Here is a 15587-nt window from a genome sequence, read left to right on the forward strand (position 1 = left end):
GAATTCGGTCGTTTTATCGAATAATATAGTAAATTTATACTAGTAATGTTCGTGTTTTATAAAAAGGGGGATATAACTGTGGAAAATTTAAAAAAGCAAGATCCATCATTGTATGAGGCAATACAGTTAGAGTTAGGTAGACAACGTACTAAAATCGAGTTAATTGCTTCTGAAAACTTTGTTAGCGAAGCAGTAATGGAAGCCCAAGGTTCAGTATTAACAAATAAATATGCTGAAGGATATCCAAGTAAACGATACTATGGCGGATGTGAATATGTAGATATCACAGAGAACATTGCAAGAGACCGTGCAAAAGAAATTTTCGGAGCAGAACACGTAAATGTTCAACCTCATTCAGGTGCTCAAGCGAATATGGCAGTTTATTTCACTATTTTAAAACATGGTGATACAGTATTAGGTATGAATTTATCACATGGCGGTCATTTAACTCACGGAAGTCCAGTAAACTTCAGTGGGGTACAATATAACTTCGTTGAGTATGGAGTAGATCCAGAAACTCAAGTTATCAACTATGAAGATGTACTAGAAAAGGCTAAAGCACATAAGCCTAAATTAATTGTAGCTGGTGCAAGTGCTTATCCAAGAGCAATTGACTTTAAAAAATTCAGAGAAATTGCAGATGAAGTTGGAGCTTACTTAATGGTTGATATGGCACATATCGCTGGTATAGTCGCAACAGGCCTTCATCAGAATCCAGTTCCATATGCTGATTTTGTTACAACAACTACTCATAAAACATTACGTGGACCACGTGGTGGTATGATTTTATGTAAAGAAGAATTTGCAAAAGCGATTGATAAATCAATCTTCCCTGGAATTCAAGGTGGACCATTAATGCACGTAATTGCAGCAAAAGCTGTAGCATTTGGAGAAGCATTACAAGAAGATTTTAAAAAGTATGCACAAGCGATCATCGATAACGCTGCTCGTTTAGCAGAAGCTTTAAAATCTCACGGCTTAAATTTAGTATCTGGTGGCACAGATAATCACTTAATTTTAATTGACGTACGTTCATTGGAATTAACTGGTAAAGTTGCTGAGCATGTATTAGATGAAGTTGGTATTACATGTAACAAAAATACAATTCCATTTGATCCAGCAAGTCCGTTTGTAACAAGTGGTATCCGTATCGGTACTGCTGCTGTAACTTCAAGAGGATTTACTTTAGAAGATATGGATGAAATTGCATCAATTATTGCTGAAACATTAAAAAACCACGAAAATCAAGAAGTACTAGAAGCATCTCGTAACCGAGTTAATGCTTTATCAAGCAAATACGAATTATATCCTACGTTTTAATAAATAAAGTATAAAGTAAGCTATCTTTAGAACTGTATTTTCAACATTGAAGGTGCAGTAATACTAAAGATAGCTTTATTTTTATAAAAAGTTTGTGATTAAATTCACAAAAAGTTCATATAAAATTGTGAATAACTTCACATTCGCTATTTGAAATAGAGTACAATAATTCATGTAAACAGCAATTAAAAATTATCCAAACGGAGGCAAAAAATTATGTTTATTAATTTTTTAAGAACTAATAAAATTGCATCTGGTTTCTTAATTATTATTCGTCTTTATTTAGGTTATGAGTGGATCCATGCAGGTTGGGGTAAGTTATCAGCTGGCGGATTCGATGCTTCAGGATTTTTAGGATTTGCAGTTAAAAGTGCCTCAGGTGAACATCCAGCAGTTCAGGGCTGGTGGGCTGACTTCCTTACAAACTTTGCAATACCAAACATCGATTTATTTAACTTTTTAGTACCTATTGGAGAATTCGCAATCGGACTTGGACTTATTCTTGGATGTTTTACAAAAACAGCAATGTTCTTTGGTTTAATGATGAACTTCGCATTTATGTTTAGTGGTACAACTAGCACGAATCCACAAATGGTCTTATTAGGAATCTTTATAATCATTGCTGGTTCAAATGCAGGACGTATCGGATTAGATCATTATATTAGCAAGTTTACTAATAGAAAAACTTTTTTCACTCCAAAAGGATCAGACAATAATTTCAGTAAAGCATCTTAACTATACCACCAAAGAGGGAACCAATTGGTTCTCTCTTTGGTGTGTAAGAGAAAAACTTCTCTGACTTATAATAATGAAGAAGAGGAGTTTTTCTAATCAAAATGGGTCAAAATAGCAATTAGATTAGTAAAAAAAGGAAATATGGAGCTTTGTATGTAAAAAGATCTAAATTTATTCAAAGTGATTGTATGATGTGGCTTGAATTATTTAACCGCTTTCGGTATTCTTTTTAAGAATAATAAATTACTAAGTATTTGCAAGGAGCGATAAAAGTGAGTAAAGTATACGTTTTTGATCATCCGTTAATTCAGCATAAAGTTTCTTTAATTCGTAAAAAAGACACTGGAACAAAAGAATTTCGTGCACTAGTTGATGAGGTTGCAGGTTTAATGGCATTTGAAATCACACGCGATCTACCACTACAAGAAGTGGAAATCGAAACGCCAGTAGCAATTGCAAAGTCGAAAGTTATTGCTGGTAAAAAATTAGGCATTGTACCAATTTTACGTGCAGGTTTAGGGATGGTTGATGGCTTCCTTCAATTAGTCCCAGCAGCTAAAGTTGGACATGTTGGATTATACCGCGATCCAGAAACATTAAAACCGGTTGAATATTATGTTAAACTTCCTACGGATGTAGAAGAGCGTGACTTCATTGTAATTGATCCAATGCTTGCGACAGGTGGATCAGCAGTTGAAGCGATTAACTCTTTAAAAACACGAGGTGCTAAAAATATTAAGTTTATGTGCTTAATTGCAGCTCCAGAAGGTGTTGAAGTTTTACAAAAAGCACACCCAGATGTTGATATTTACATAGCTGCCCTTGATGAAAAATTAAACGATCATGGTTATATTGTTCCTGGTCTTGGTGACGCTGGAGATCGTTTATTCGGTACAAAGTAATTACATTTTTAAAGCTTTCCTAGCATAGGAGAGCTTTTTTTATTTAAAAGGGGTATAATAATTAAAAATTTGAACGTGAATTAAGGATTGGCAAGTTAAAGGGGATTAGGGAATGTCACTTGAAAAACAAAGGTTAATAATAGATGCAGCAAGACTATACTATGATTCTGACTTTAGTCAACAAGAGATAGCGACACAATTAGGAATCTCTCGTCCAACTGTATCTAGATTACTTCAACAAGCTAAGGAATTGGGATATGTACGCATTGAAATTATTGACCCCCTAGAAGGAAATCAAGATTTAGCCCGAGAGTTGAAGAAGAAATATAATTTACAATCTGTTGAAGTTTGCTATTCACCTATTGATGACTACAATGAAGTTTTGCAAACAATTACTAAAAAAGCTGCGGATGTGTTAGTAGATTTAGTCCATGATGGTGACGTTGTAGGGGTAACTTGGGGAACAACGATGTATCATATTGCAACGAAGTTAAGCAATAAACAAGTAAAGGGTGTAGAAGTAATACAGCTAAACGGTGGAGTAAGTTACTCTAAAACGAATACTTATGCATCTGAAACGGTAAATTTGTTTGCCGAAGCATTTAACACCGTTCCAAGATATTTACCACTACCGGTTATATTTGATAATCCACAAGTAAAACAAATGGTCGAGGAAGATCGCCATATTGGTCGACTAATCGCTTTGGGAAAACAATCTAATGTCGCAATTTTTACCGTAGGAACTGTTAAAAAAGATGCCCTGTTATTTAAAGTTGGCTACTTAAACGAGAAGGAAGAGACGGATTTACAAACATATGCCGTAGGAGACATTTGCTCACGCTTTTTTGATAAAGAAGGAAATATTTATTCTGAACTTCTTGATCGACGTACGATTGGAATTGAGTTAGATGAGCTAAGAAGTAAAGAAAAGTCAATTTTAGTTGCTGGTGGAGAAAGAAAAATAAACGCTATTCACGGTGCTTTAATGGGTAAATATGCAAACATACTAATAACCGATCAATTTACTGCAAAAAGATTGCTAGAACAGGAATAAGCAAGGGAGAGATTAAGTAACTAAAAGAATTTGTTCTTTTCCTATGTCATGTTCCCTACTAGTCAGCTTTTAAAAAATAGTAGTGACCCTTGAAATTGGATATTTTTACAATTAAAAAAGAGGTGTCTTTTGTGTCAGTTAATCTGACTTATGAGACAACCTCTCTTCTATTTAATAGGTAAAATTATCCTTGAACATAAGTTCAATTAGTGTTTTACAAAATTTCATAGCGATGTTATAGTATAGACATATTCAAAGTAACTTAGTAAATAAACATTTTTTTATACTAAAACCATTAAGGGAGCGACTATATATGAATTACGCAAAATTAGTAGACCACACATTATTACGAGCTGACGCAAAAAGAGAAGAAATTGCAAAACTAGCTGAGGAAGCAAAAGAATTTAGCTTTGCATCAGTTTGTATCAATCCTACTTGGGTTTCTTATGCAAGTGAATTATTAAAGGATTCTTCTGTAAAGGTTTGTACGGTAATTGGTTTCCCTCTAGGAGCAAACACTCCTGAAGTAAAAGCATTTGAAACGACAAACGCAATTGAAAATGGTGCCGAGGAAGTTGATATGGTTATCAATATTTCTGCATTAAAAGAAAAAAATGACGAATTAGTTGAAAGAGATGTACGTGCAGTTGTTGAAGCTGCTAAAGGCAAAGCTTTAGTAAAAGTAATAATTGAGACTTGTCTTTTAACTGACGAAGAAAAAGTTAGAGCGTGTGAATTATCAGTTAAAGCTGGTGCTGACTTTGTAAAAACATCAACAGGATTCTCAACTGGTGGAGCAACAGCAGAAGACGTTGCATTAATGCGTAAAACTGTTGGAGAAAACGTAGGCGTTAAAGCTTCTGGCGGTGTTCGTAACTTAAAAGATGTAGAAAATGTAGTAGCTGCTGGTGCAAACCGTATCGGAACAAGTTCAGGTGTTAAACTCGTTCAAGGTGAAGAAGCAAACACAGCTTATTAATTTCAAAATAATTTTAAAATAAAAAAAAGTGAGTGAGTTATTGCTCTTTAGCTCTTACGTTGGTAATATGGTAAAGCGAAGACAAAACTCACACACTTTAATCAAGAATTACCTAACAATTCGTTAAAGGGTGATAAATATGAATACACAATCATTAATCAACGAAGCTTTAAAGGCTCGTGAAAACGCATACGCTCCTTACTCAAAGTTTAAAGTAGGTGCAGCAATTTTATTGAATAACCAAACAGTCTACACAGGATGTAACGTTGAAAATGCTTCTTATGGACTAACAAATTGTGCAGAAAGAACTGCTATATTTAGTGCGGTAGCTGCGGGTAACGGATCAGCAAAGATCGAATCAATCGCAATAGTAGGGGATACTGAAGGCCCAATTTCACCATGTGGTGCATGTAGACAAGTTATCGCAGAATTTAGTGATGAAAATACAAAAGTATACTTAACTAACTTAAAAGGTGACATCGCTGAAACAACAGTTAAGGAATTACTTCCTGGATCATTTAGTTCAAAAGATTTACAAGGTTAATCCTTGTCTGACATCTAACTTCTATATGATGTCTGACATCCAACAAATAAAAAGTTGTGTTCGTTTTGAAAGCGCTTATATTAATTAAAAATAAATTTATTGGATTTTCGGGGGAGAAACATGAAATATATTATAGCTCTTGTTGGATTACTAGTTGTTTTCGGTCTAGCATTCATCGCTAGTAGTGATCGTAAAAACATTAAATATCGTCCAGTTGTAATCATGGTCGTTGTTCAAATCATTTTAGCGTTCTTATTATTAAATACAGAAGTAGGTTTAATTTTAATTAAAGGGATTTCTAACGGATTTGGAAAGTTATTAGAATACGCTGGTGAAGGTGTTAATTTCGTATTTGGTGGTATGGCAAATGAAGGTGCTTTCCCATTCTTCACAGGAGTATTATTACCAATCGTATTTATTTCTGCATTAATCGGTATTTTACAATTCACAAAGATTTTACCATTTTTTATTAAATACATTGGGTTAATCTTAAGCAAAATCAATGGTATGGGTAAATTAGAGTCTTACAATGCAGTAGCATCTGCAATTTTAGGACAATCTGAAGTATTTATTTCAGTAAAAAAACAATTAGGTCATTTACCAAAAAATCGTTTATATACTCTTTGTGCATCAGCAATGTCAACAGTATCTATGTCAATCGTAGGTGCATATATGACGATGGTTGAACCAAAATATGTAGTAACGGCAATTGTATTAAACTTATTTGGTGGATTTATTATTTCTTCAATTATTAATCCTTACACTGTTACACCTGAAGAAGATATCTTAACGGTACAAGAAGAAGAAAAACAAACATTCTTCGAGATGCTTGGTGAGTATATTTTAGATGGTTTCAAAGTAGCAATCATCGTTGCAGCAATGTTAATCGGTTTTGTTGCATTAATTGGTGCAATTAATAATATTTTTGATATGATTTTTGGAATCTCATTCCAAGGGATTTTAGGTTATGTTTTTGCTCCATTCGCTTTCATTATGGGTGTACCATTTAAAGAAGCGGTTGATGCAGGTAGTATTATGGCAACAAAACTTGTTTCAAATGAGTTCGTTGCAATGATGGATTTAGCAAAACATGGTAAAGAGTTCTCAACTCGTACATTAGGAATTGTGTCAGTTTTCCTTGTATCATTTGCTAACTTCTCATCAATTGGTATTATTGCAGGCGCGGTTAAAGGTTTACATGAGAAACAAGGTAATGTTGTCGCTCGTTTCGGTTTAAAATTATTATTTGGTGCAACATTAGTAAGTGTTTTAACGGCAATTATTGTAGGGATCGTTTTAAAATAATTTAATCCAAGCGTTTGACTTAGATCAAGCGCTTGTATTTTTTTTCTAATCTTAAAGTAGGAGGGTTGAGTTAAAAAGTGAATTTTTAACAATTTTCTTTTTAACAAGTCACTATGGGAGCTGTAGGTTTACTTTTATCTGGTGCAACTCTATTTTTAAATAGTCTTGTTTTATTAAATAAAGCGAATGCAAAAAGTGCAGCTTTATTAAACTTATTTGTTGGTACATTACAAGTCCTTTTTCCTATCTACTTATTAATGCATTTAGGTGCTGGTAAGTGGGAATTATTTAATACGGCAAGTATTTTCTTTTTTGGTATTACTTATTTATATAATGGATTTACAAATCTTAAAGGTTTTAATGGAACAGGCTTAGGCTGGTTCTCACTTTGGGTATCCATCATGTCTGTACTTTGGGCTTTCGTGAACTTCGCTATTATTCATGATGTTGTAAGTGGACTATTATGGGTTATGTGGGCATATTTATGGTATCTATTCTTTGCTGGCCTAGTATTAGGTAAGAAAATAGAACGATACACTGGAATCGTTGCAATGATACAATCTTGGACTACAATTACTCTTCCTGCATTTTTTATGCTTTTAGGGATTTGGCAGGAGACGGTAATTTCAAATGCATGGATCGTAGTTTTAGGAGCTTCTATTTTGTATTTTGTCATACATGAGATTAAAGCGTATGTTACAAATAAAAGATTCCAGTTGTTTAACCAACCTGAATTAAAAAATTAATGATAATACAAAAAGACTAACTTTTTAGGTAAGCTTAATGCTTTACCTAGAGTTAGTCTTGTTTTATTTTTGAAAACTTTGTAGGTTCTAGAGAAAATTACCTTTTTATACATGAATGAACGATTAGTGAGAAAGCTAAAAAGAAAATATCTTATAAAAAGGAGAACCTGCATTGAATGAAAAATTACTTTCTTAAAATAATTATTTGTTTAGTTTTTTTACTATTTCCATTTAAAGATGTATATGTAAATGCACATGAACAACAAAAACAAGTAGCTTTAATTTCGGTTAAAGATGGAATGATTACACAGGCGATAAAATATATTGCTGAACGTTTCCCTAATGTAACCGTAAGACAACAATACACTGAGACGTATTATGGTTTTTCTGTATCGGGTTCTCTTGAAGAGTTATCACAGTTAGCTAAAATGCCGTTAGTAAATGATATGCACTTTGTTACAACTTATAGAGCTCATTTAGAAGATAGTATCCCTTTTATTGGAGCGGACGAAGCTCAATTATATAAGGATCAAAGGGGAAGAAAGATTACTGGTGAAGGCGTTAAGGTAGGAGTAATCGATACTGGTGTAGATTACAGGCATCCTGATTTGAAATCAAATTATGGTGGCGGTTACGATACAATTGATTTAGATAAAGATCCAATGGAGACTAAACTTGAAGAAAAAAGCACATTTCATGGTACCCATGTAGCTGGTGTAATAGCGGCAAATGGAAAAAGAAAAGGTGTAGCCCCTAAAGCTACAATCTATGCATACCGTGCTCTTGGCCCTGGTGGCGTTGGTACATCTGAAACTGTTATGGCTGCAATTGAGCGAGCAGTGAAGGATAAAGTAGATATTATTAATTTATCGCTAGGAAATGATGTCAACGGACCAGACTGGCCGACAAGTATTGCGTTAGATAAGGCAGTAGAGAAGGGTGTACTTGCAATTACGGCTGCTGGAAACTCTGGACCAGGACTATGGACTGTTGGGTCTCCCGCTACTGCATCAAAGGCTTTAACAGTTGGTGCGAGCTATCCACCTGTTCTTTTCCCATCTATCCACGTGAAAAATAAAGAGACAATTATTAGTCCTATGATTGGATCTGCTAAATGGGGTAAAGGTTTAAATGGGCGATTTGTATTTAAGAAATATGGAGAAAAGCGTGATTTAAAAAGAGTAAAAGACAAAATTGTCTTGCTTGAAAGAGGAAAAATCACATTCACTGATAAAGTAAAAAATGCTCAAGATGCTGGTGCTAAGGCGGTTATTGTCTTTAATAATATTGATGGAAATTTCATCGGACAAATTAAAGGGAAATTTACTGTTCCAGCTGCGACTATCTCAAGAAAAGAAGGCTTAATGATTAAGAAAATCATTGAGAAAAGTAAAGTGGAAGCTAAGACTGGACATGAAAAGAAGGTTGATATACTTGCGGATTTCAGCTCTAGAGGGCCGGTAACAGGTACTTGGCAAATGAAGCCGGATTTATTAGCTCCAGGTGTACAAATAAAAAGTACAATTCCGGGTGGGTATTTAGCGCTTCAAGGAACGAGTATGGCAAGTCCACATGTTGCCGGAGCAGCTGCTCTAGTAAGACAACTGCACCCAGATTGGAGTATGGATGATTTAAAAAGTGTGCTAGTCAATACAGCAACACCATTATATAAGAATAATAAAAAGATGTATCATGCGTACGAACAAGGGGCTGGAAGATTAGATATTGAAAAGGCACTTGAGACTGAGACAACATTATTCCCTACGTCTTTATCTTTAGGAGTAACTAGAAAAACCGATTTACAAATTAAGAAAGATTTTGTCGTAAGAATATCGAATAAATCAAATATGCCAAAACAAGTTACGGCTATAAATAATCAGCCAGCCACAGGAATACAATGGGTATTACCGAAGCCTTTTACAATTCCAGCACACACTAGCAAAAAGATTAATCTTACTGCAACAGTTGATACGAAAGTATTAAGAGATGGATTTTATGATGGGGCAATAACGTTCAGCACAAATGATGATGAAAATTTAAGAATGCCGTTTTTATTATTACAAGGAGAACCGAATTTTCCGTCAGTAATGGGATTTCACTTTGGAAGAGTGAAAGGTAAAAATCGCTATAAATATGAACTCTATTTACCAAGTAAGGTTGAGGAATACAAAATTGCTGTTTTTGAATCAGAAACATTCCGATTGTTAGGTGTAATTGATGAGCAGGAGAACAGTAAGAGGGGGATTATCAAAAAGGAATTAGTTTTAAAAGATTTTCCTAAAAGTGGAATTTATAAGTTTGTGATATTTTATAAACGTAAACAATATGAAAGTGCAACGGAATCTTACGTCAATGTCGCTAAAATTTATGTTGAAGACTAAAAATTGGTAAGTATTTTTTAATAGTTTTTTAATTTAGGTAATTGACACATTTTTGTAACATATTGTATGCTTAACATGAATGTTTAAAAGGGTTTTCAATGTATGTAAATACTATGTTATTAAAATTTTTTGAACGTTTTGTGAACAATTTGTGAACGTTTTCAATGTTTAGAGATTTTAGCAGATATTTGTTGTAGAATTAACCATGATAAGACTTTTGGCAATTTTTTGGAGAATGAAAATTGACATGGAGGGATTTTGTATGAAAAACAACAATCAACATCCTCTTAAAGCAATGGCACTCATGTCTTCCATTCTAGCTCAGCTTGTCGGTTCTATTCTCATAGGCATCTTTTTAGGAAGATGGATTGATTCATTTTTTAATTGGCCAGTACCAGTATTTATGATCATCTTTTTACTGTTAGGATTATTTACTGGAATCTACGGCACGCTTAAATTAGTTAAGCAATTCACACCAGGGGACTAGTTACATGCAAAAAGATAATTTTAGACGATTCACACGAGATATGTTGTATATTATTGCTTTAGCTGTTTTAGGTTGGGCATTTACCGACTATAAAACAATATTCACAGGCTATATTCTCGGAACAGTAACTAGCTTTTATTGTATATGGATTCTACACAGAAAGATAAATACCTTCTTTGACCGAGTTTTAAAGCAACAAAAAGTTCGATCTTTAGGTACTGTAATTTGTCTTTCAGCGGTGGCTCTAGCTATGGTCATCGCGCTTCGGTATGAAAATTTTGTGAGCATACCGGCACTAACTGCGGGACTAATGACAGGACACCTTGTCATTATGATACATTTTGCATTACAACAAACGTCTTTTGCAAGGAAGAGAGGTGAATAAATTGGAACACGGCACTTATGGTTTTAAATTTATTGGTTTAGATTTTACGTTAACAAATGTTCTAATGACTACCATTGCTGCAGTAATCGTCTTTATCATCGCAGTTACATGCGCAAGAAGTCTACAAATACGCCCATCAGGAAAGCAAAACTTTTTAGAGTGGGTTATAGATTTCGTTAAAGGCATTATCAACAGTACAATGGATTGGGAAACTGGTGGTCGCTTCCTTACACTAGGTGTGACATTACTTATGTACATATTTGTTTCAAATATGTTAGGTCTACCATTCGATATCTCATTTGATGGAAACTCAGTTTGGAAATCACCTACATCAGACCCAGTCATTACTTTATCATTAGCAATCTTTATAGTTGGTTTATCACATTATTATGGTATTAAGATGCGCGGTTTTGGAGCGTATGGTAAAACATTCTTCCAACCAATGCCATTCTTATTCCCATTAAAAATTATTGAGGAATTAGCAAACACATTAACGCTAGGTCTTCGACTTTACGGTAACATTTACGCGGGGGAAATCTTACTAGGTTTACTTGCAACAATGGGTACACATGCTTATGCAGCAAGCGCAGGAGAAGGCGTTCTTTGGACAATTGCAGCGGCAATACCAATGATCGTATGGCAGGGATTCTCTGTATTCGTTGGTTCAATCCAAGCGTTTATCTTCGTAATGTTAACAATGGTTTACTTGTCACATAAAGTGGCGGACGAGCATTAATCTGCTCATTAAAATTGGTAGTTAGATAAAAATTATAAAAAAAAATATATTTCTTATGATTAAGAAGGAGGAAATTTAAAATGGCTTTAATCGCAGCGGCAATCGCAATAGGTTTAGGTGCACTAGGTGCAGGTATTGGTAACGGTTTAATTGTATCACGTACAGTAGAAGGTGTTGCTCGTCAACCAGAATTACGTTCAACTCTTCAAACTTTAATGTTCATCGGGGTTGCATTAGTTGAGGCACTTCCAATCATCGCGGTAGTTATCGCATTCATGGCATTTGGTAAAGCTTAAGATTTATACAAGTAGTTAAAAAATGGCGAAGTTTGTGTTCACATTTACTTCGCCATTCCTTTATGACACTTTTGTTGTAAAGATTGAATTTTGAATTTAAAGCAAAGGTCGGTAAGAGTCCTAAGCTTTGTTATAAAAAAGAAAAATTATTAAAAGATACCCTCGAAGGGAGTGAAGGCTTGTGTTAAACGGTTCATTATTCGTAATCGGTGAAGCAAACGGACATGGTATACCTTGGGGCGATGTAGCGTTTCAATTAGTAATCTTCTTAATCCTACTTGCTTTATTACGTAAGTATGCATTAGGACCTGTAATGGGAATTATGAAACAACGTGAAGATCACATCGCTAATCAATTAGACTCAGCTGAGAAAAACAACGCTGATGCAATGAAACTAGTTGAAGAGCAAAAGCAAGAGTTAGTTGCTGCTCGAACTGAAGCTCGTGAGCTTCTTGAGAAAGCTAGAAAGCAAGCTGATGTACAACGTGAAGAAATCGTTGCAGCAGCAAAAGCAGAAGCTGAAAACTTGAAAGAAAGTGCTAAACGTGAAATTACACGTGAAAAAGAGCTTGCAGTACAATCAGTTCAACAACAAGTGGCTTCATTATCTGTATTAATTGCTTCTAAAGTACTTGAAAAAGAAGTGAAGTCTGAAGACCAATCTGCTATTTTTGATCAATATCTTAAAGAAGTAGGCGAAGCTAAATGAGTAACGAATTAGTTGCAAAACGCTACGCAAACGCTCTTTTTGAATTAGCAACTGAACAAAATTTAGTAGAAACTGTTGAACATGACTTACAAGTTGTGAAAAAGGAGTATGTAGGAAACTTAGAATTAAATAAGTTTTTACAACACCCTGGTATCACAAAAGAAAGCAAAAAGTCTGTCTTAAATGACACGTTTGCTTCAATCTCTGAAACGGTATTAAATCTAGTATGTTTATTAGTCGATCGTGGGCGAATGAGCACTATTTCTAACTTAGTAACTGAATATGTAAAAATTGCGAATGAAACTCGTAATATTGCAGATGCAACAGTTTACTCTGTAACGGAAATGTCTTCTGAAGAACTAGATAAAATTGGAGCGTTATTCGCTTCTAAATTAGGTAAAAACTCAATACGTTTGAAAAACGAAATTGACCCATCTTTAATTGGTGGTTATAAAGTTCGTGTTGGAAACCGTATTTTTGACGGCAGTTTAAAAAATAAACTTGTTCGAATTGAACGTGAATTAATCGCAAAATAGTTTGTAGATAGGGGTGAAATGCATGAGCATCAAAGCTGAAGAAATCAGTGCGCTGATTAAAAAGCAAATCGAAAATTACCAAACTGAAATAGAAGTTAGTGATGTTGGTACAGTTATCCAAGTTGGTGACGGTATCGCTCGTGCTCATGGTCTTGACCAATGTATGTCTGGAGAGCTAGTTGAGTTCTCTAACGGCGTTATGGGACTAGCACAAAACTTAGAAGAAAACAACGTAGGTATTATCATCTTAGGACCTTACACAGGCATTAAAGAAGGCGACGAAGTTCGTCGTACTGGACGCATCATGCAAGTTCCAGTTGGTGAAGCATTAGTAGGACGTGTAGTAAACTCATTAGGTCTACCAGTTGATGGTTTAGGCCCAATCGAAACGACAAAATCTCGTCCAATTGAAAATGCTGCTCCAGGTGTAATGGCACGTAAATCAGTACATGAGCCATTACAAACAGGTATCAAAGCGATCGACGCTCTTGTACCAATCGGACGTGGACAACGTGAGTTAATCATCGGTGACCGTCAAACTGGTAAAACAGCTGTTGCTATCGATACAATCCTTAACCAAGCTGACCAAAACATGATCTGTATCTATGTTGCAATCGGTCAAAAAGAATCAACAGTTCGTGGACTTGTTGAAACTTTACGTAAGCATGGCGCATTAGATTACACAATCGTTGTAACTGCACCTGCTTCATCTCCAGCTCCAATGTTATACTTAGCTCCTTTCGCTGGTGTAACGATGGGTGAAGAGTTTATGTACAATGGTAAACACGTATTAGTAGTATACGATGATTTATCAAAACAAGCGGTAGCTTACCGTGAGCTTTCATTACTATTAAAACGTCCTCCAGGTCGTGAAGCATATCCAGGGGATGTATTCTACTTACACTCTCGCTTATTAGAGCGTGCAGCTAAGTTAAATGATGAGTTAGGTGGCGGTTCATTAACTGCATTACCATTCATCGAAACACAAGCTGGTGATATCTCAGCTTATATTCCAACAAACGTAATCTCGATTACTGACGGACAAATCTTCTTACAGTCTGACTTATTCTTCTCTGGCGTACGTCCAGCGATCAATGCAGGTCTTTCTGTATCACGTGTTGGTGGTTCAGCGCAAACTAAAGCGATGAAATCAGTAGCAGGTACTCTACGTCTTGACTTAGCGTCATTCCGTGAGCTTGAAGCATTTGCTGCGTTCGGTTCTGACTTAGATAAAGCAACTCAAGCTAAACTTAACCGTGGTGCTCGTACAGTTGAAATCCTTAAACAAGGTTTACACAAACCGTTAAAAGTAGAAAAACAAGTAACTTCTTTATATGCGTTAACACGTGGTCACTTAGACAGCGTAGCAGTTGAAGACATTACTCGTTTTGAAGAAGAAATGTTAGCTTGGATGGACGTTAACGCAAAAGGTCTTTTAGATGCTATTCGTGATACTGGTAAATTACCAAACGAAGCTGACCTTGACGCTGCAATTACAAGCTTTAAAAAGAACTTTATTGCTTCTAAATAAGAAGGCGATTTAAATATCTGGATTTGAAGGATCGGGCTCTAGCTCGTCCTTCATTTAACTGTTTACCAAAAGGTGGTGAAAACCTGTGGCATCATTACGCGATATAAAAACAAAAATTAATTCAACAAAAAAGACAAGCCAAATCACAAAAGCGATGGAGATGGTATCTGCTGCGAAATTAAACCGTGCTGAGCAAAACTCTAAGCAATTCGTTCCTTACATGGAAAAAATGCAAGAGGTAGTTGGTAGCGTGGCAAAAGGCGTAAACAGTAGACATCCGATGCTAGTAACTCGTCCAGTTAAAAAGACTGGTTACATTGTCATCACTTCTGACCGTGGTTTAGCGGGTGCATTTAATAGTAACGTATTACGTGCGGTAACAAATACAATTAAAGAGCGTCATAAATCAAATGATGAATTTGCAATTATTGTACTAGGTCGAGTTGGACGTGACTACTTTAAGCGTTTAGGTTACCCAATCGTTGAAGAGGTTCTTGGGCTTCCAGATCAACCTTTATTCGATGATATTCAAAAATTTGCTAATCGTACAGTTCAAATGTATACAGACGGCATTTTTGATGAGCTTTACTTATCATATAATCATTTCGTAAGTAAGATTTCTCAAGAAGTTACTGAGAAAAAGCTATTACCTTTAACAGATATTGACACAGGTAAGGCAACAACTAATTACGAATTTGAACCATCTGATGATGAAATCTTAGAAGTGTTACTGCCTCAATATGCAGAAAGCTTAATCTTTGGTGCATTATTAGACAGTAAAGCTAGTGAACACGCTTCACGTATGACAGCGATGAAAAGTGCAACTGATAATGCGAAAGAAGTTATTAGTAAGCTTACTCTTCACTATAACCGTGCGCGTCAAGCAGCAATTACACAAGAAATTACTGAAATCGTCGGTGGAGCAGCAGCACTTGGCTAAT

Annotated in this window: 17 protein-coding genes; all 17 read left to right on the forward strand. The window is 35.3% G+C overall.

The annotated features are described in order from the left end of the window. Nucleotides 1-78: 78 nt before the first annotated feature. The 17 genes from glyA (at nucleotide 79) to atpG (ending at nucleotide 15586) form a co-directional block, all read left to right on the forward strand. The gene (glyA, locus tag BM319_RS21145) at nucleotides 79-1320 is read left to right on the forward strand and encodes a serine hydroxymethyltransferase (protein WP_139226557.1); all 1242 of its coding nucleotides are present in this window, start codon (nucleotides 79-81) and stop codon (nucleotides 1318-1320) included. 216 nt (nucleotides 1321-1536) lie between these two features. Beyond that, on the forward strand, nucleotides 1537-2055 hold the full coding sequence (locus BM319_RS21150) for a DoxX family protein (protein ID WP_025568587.1): 519 nt from the start codon (nucleotides 1537-1539) through the stop codon (nucleotides 2053-2055). 272 nt (nucleotides 2056-2327) lie between these two features. Continuing rightward, nucleotides 2328-2957: a uracil phosphoribosyltransferase gene (gene upp / locus BM319_RS21155; protein ID WP_025568588.1), complete on the forward strand. Its 630-nt coding sequence runs from the start codon at nucleotides 2328-2330 to the stop codon at nucleotides 2955-2957. A gap of 112 nt (nucleotides 2958-3069) precedes the next feature. Further along, nucleotides 3070-4011: a DNA-binding transcriptional repressor DeoR gene (deoR, locus tag BM319_RS21160; protein ID WP_025568589.1), complete on the forward strand. Its 942-nt coding sequence runs from the start codon at nucleotides 3070-3072 to the stop codon at nucleotides 4009-4011. A 313-nt stretch (nucleotides 4012-4324) separates the two neighbouring features. After that, nucleotides 4325-4990, forward strand: coding sequence for a deoxyribose-phosphate aldolase (gene deoC / locus BM319_RS21165; protein WP_025568590.1), 666 nt, complete (start codon nucleotides 4325-4327; stop codon nucleotides 4988-4990). 139 nt (nucleotides 4991-5129) lie between these two features. Beyond that, nucleotides 5130-5534 carry a cytidine deaminase gene (locus BM319_RS21170; protein ID WP_069033737.1) on the forward strand — a complete coding sequence of 135 codons (405 nt, stop codon included), beginning with the start codon at nucleotides 5130-5132 and terminating at the stop codon, nucleotides 5532-5534. Nucleotides 5535-5654: 120 nt separating this feature from the next. Then, nucleotides 5655-6839 (forward strand): NupC/NupG family nucleoside CNT transporter, encoded by a 1185-nt coding sequence (locus BM319_RS21175; protein ID WP_025568592.1) that lies wholly within the window; start codon nucleotides 5655-5657, stop codon nucleotides 6837-6839. Nucleotides 6840-6952: 113 nt separating this feature from the next. After that, nucleotides 6953-7585: an AmiS/UreI family transporter gene (locus BM319_RS21180; protein WP_025568593.1), complete on the forward strand. Its 633-nt coding sequence runs from the start codon at nucleotides 6953-6955 to the stop codon at nucleotides 7583-7585. A gap of 176 nt (nucleotides 7586-7761) precedes the next feature. After that, nucleotides 7762-9966 carry a S8 family serine peptidase gene (locus BM319_RS21185; RefSeq protein WP_091024584.1) on the forward strand — a complete coding sequence of 735 codons (2205 nt, stop codon included), beginning with the start codon at nucleotides 7762-7764 and terminating at the stop codon, nucleotides 9964-9966. Nucleotides 9967-10228: 262 nt separating this feature from the next. Beyond that, nucleotides 10229-10453, forward strand: a complete 225-nt coding sequence (locus BM319_RS21190) for an AtpZ/AtpI family protein (RefSeq protein WP_025568596.1) — start codon at nucleotides 10229-10231, stop codon at nucleotides 10451-10453. A 4-nt stretch (nucleotides 10454-10457) separates the two neighbouring features. After that, entirely contained in the window at nucleotides 10458-10838 is a 381-nt protein-coding gene (locus BM319_RS21195; RefSeq protein WP_025568597.1) for an ATP synthase subunit I, read from the forward strand. Between the two features lie 64 nt (nucleotides 10839-10902). After that, nucleotides 10903-11574 (forward strand): F0F1 ATP synthase subunit A, encoded by a 672-nt coding sequence (atpB, locus tag BM319_RS21200; RefSeq protein WP_439097782.1) that lies wholly within the window; start codon nucleotides 10903-10905, stop codon nucleotides 11572-11574. 80 nt (nucleotides 11575-11654) lie between these two features. After that, nucleotides 11655-11870 carry a F0F1 ATP synthase subunit C gene (gene atpE / locus BM319_RS21205; protein WP_025568599.1) on the forward strand — a complete coding sequence of 72 codons (216 nt, stop codon included), beginning with the start codon at nucleotides 11655-11657 and terminating at the stop codon, nucleotides 11868-11870. Nucleotides 11871-12075: 205 nt separating this feature from the next. Continuing rightward, nucleotides 12076-12579 (forward strand): F0F1 ATP synthase subunit B, encoded by a 504-nt coding sequence (gene atpF / locus BM319_RS21210; RefSeq protein WP_029715296.1) that lies wholly within the window; start codon nucleotides 12076-12078, stop codon nucleotides 12577-12579. Next, complete coding sequence (locus BM319_RS21215) at nucleotides 12576-13115, forward strand: F0F1 ATP synthase subunit delta (RefSeq protein WP_025568601.1); 540 nt, start codon at nucleotides 12576-12578, stop codon at nucleotides 13113-13115. Before atpF ends, BM319_RS21215 begins: the two co-directional genes overlap by 4 nt. A 22-nt stretch (nucleotides 13116-13137) precedes the next feature. After that, a complete protein-coding gene (gene atpA / locus BM319_RS21220) occupies nucleotides 13138-14646 on the forward strand; it encodes a F0F1 ATP synthase subunit alpha (protein ID WP_025568602.1) in 1509 nt (502 codons plus the stop codon). A gap of 85 nt (nucleotides 14647-14731) precedes the next feature. Further along, a complete protein-coding gene (atpG, locus tag BM319_RS21225) occupies nucleotides 14732-15586 on the forward strand; it encodes an ATP synthase F1 subunit gamma (RefSeq protein ID WP_025568603.1) in 855 nt (284 codons plus the stop codon). The last annotated feature ends 1 nt before the right edge of the window (nucleotide 15587 follow it).

The organism is Bacillus sp. UNCCL81, from assembly GCF_900112535.1.
Classification (GTDB): domain Bacteria; phylum Bacillota; class Bacilli; order Bacillales; family Bacillaceae_G; genus Gottfriedia; species Gottfriedia luciferensis_B.

Coding starts and splice junctions, on each gene's coding strand:
- BM319_RS21175 (WP_025568592.1), top strand. CDS start 5,655: ATGAAATATATTATAGCTCTTGTTGGATTACTAGTTGTTTTCGGTCTA.
- deoR (WP_025568589.1), top strand. CDS start 3,070: ATGTCACTTGAAAAACAAAGGTTAATAATAGATGCAGCAAGACTATAC.
- atpE (WP_025568599.1), top strand. CDS start 11,655: ATGGCTTTAATCGCAGCGGCAATCGCAATAGGTTTAGGTGCACTAGGT.
- BM319_RS21190 (WP_025568596.1), top strand. CDS start 10,229: ATGAAAAACAACAATCAACATCCTCTTAAAGCAATGGCACTCATGTCT.
- BM319_RS21195 (WP_025568597.1), top strand. CDS start 10,458: ATGCAAAAAGATAATTTTAGACGATTCACACGAGATATGTTGTATATT.
- BM319_RS21170 (WP_069033737.1), top strand. CDS start 5,130: ATGAATACACAATCATTAATCAACGAAGCTTTAAAGGCTCGTGAAAAC.
- atpB (WP_439097782.1), top strand. CDS start 10,903: ATGACTACCATTGCTGCAGTAATCGTCTTTATCATCGCAGTTACATGC.
- BM319_RS21180 (WP_025568593.1), top strand. CDS start 6,953: ATGGGAGCTGTAGGTTTACTTTTATCTGGTGCAACTCTATTTTTAAAT.
- deoC (WP_025568590.1), top strand. CDS start 4,325: ATGAATTACGCAAAATTAGTAGACCACACATTATTACGAGCTGACGCA.
- BM319_RS21150 (WP_025568587.1), top strand. CDS start 1,537: ATGTTTATTAATTTTTTAAGAACTAATAAAATTGCATCTGGTTTCTTA.
- BM319_RS21185 (WP_091024584.1), top strand. CDS start 7,762: ATGAAAAATTACTTTCTTAAAATAATTATTTGTTTAGTTTTTTTACTA.
- BM319_RS21215 (WP_025568601.1), top strand. CDS start 12,576: ATGAGTAACGAATTAGTTGCAAAACGCTACGCAAACGCTCTTTTTGAA.
- atpA (WP_025568602.1), top strand. CDS start 13,138: ATGAGCATCAAAGCTGAAGAAATCAGTGCGCTGATTAAAAAGCAAATC.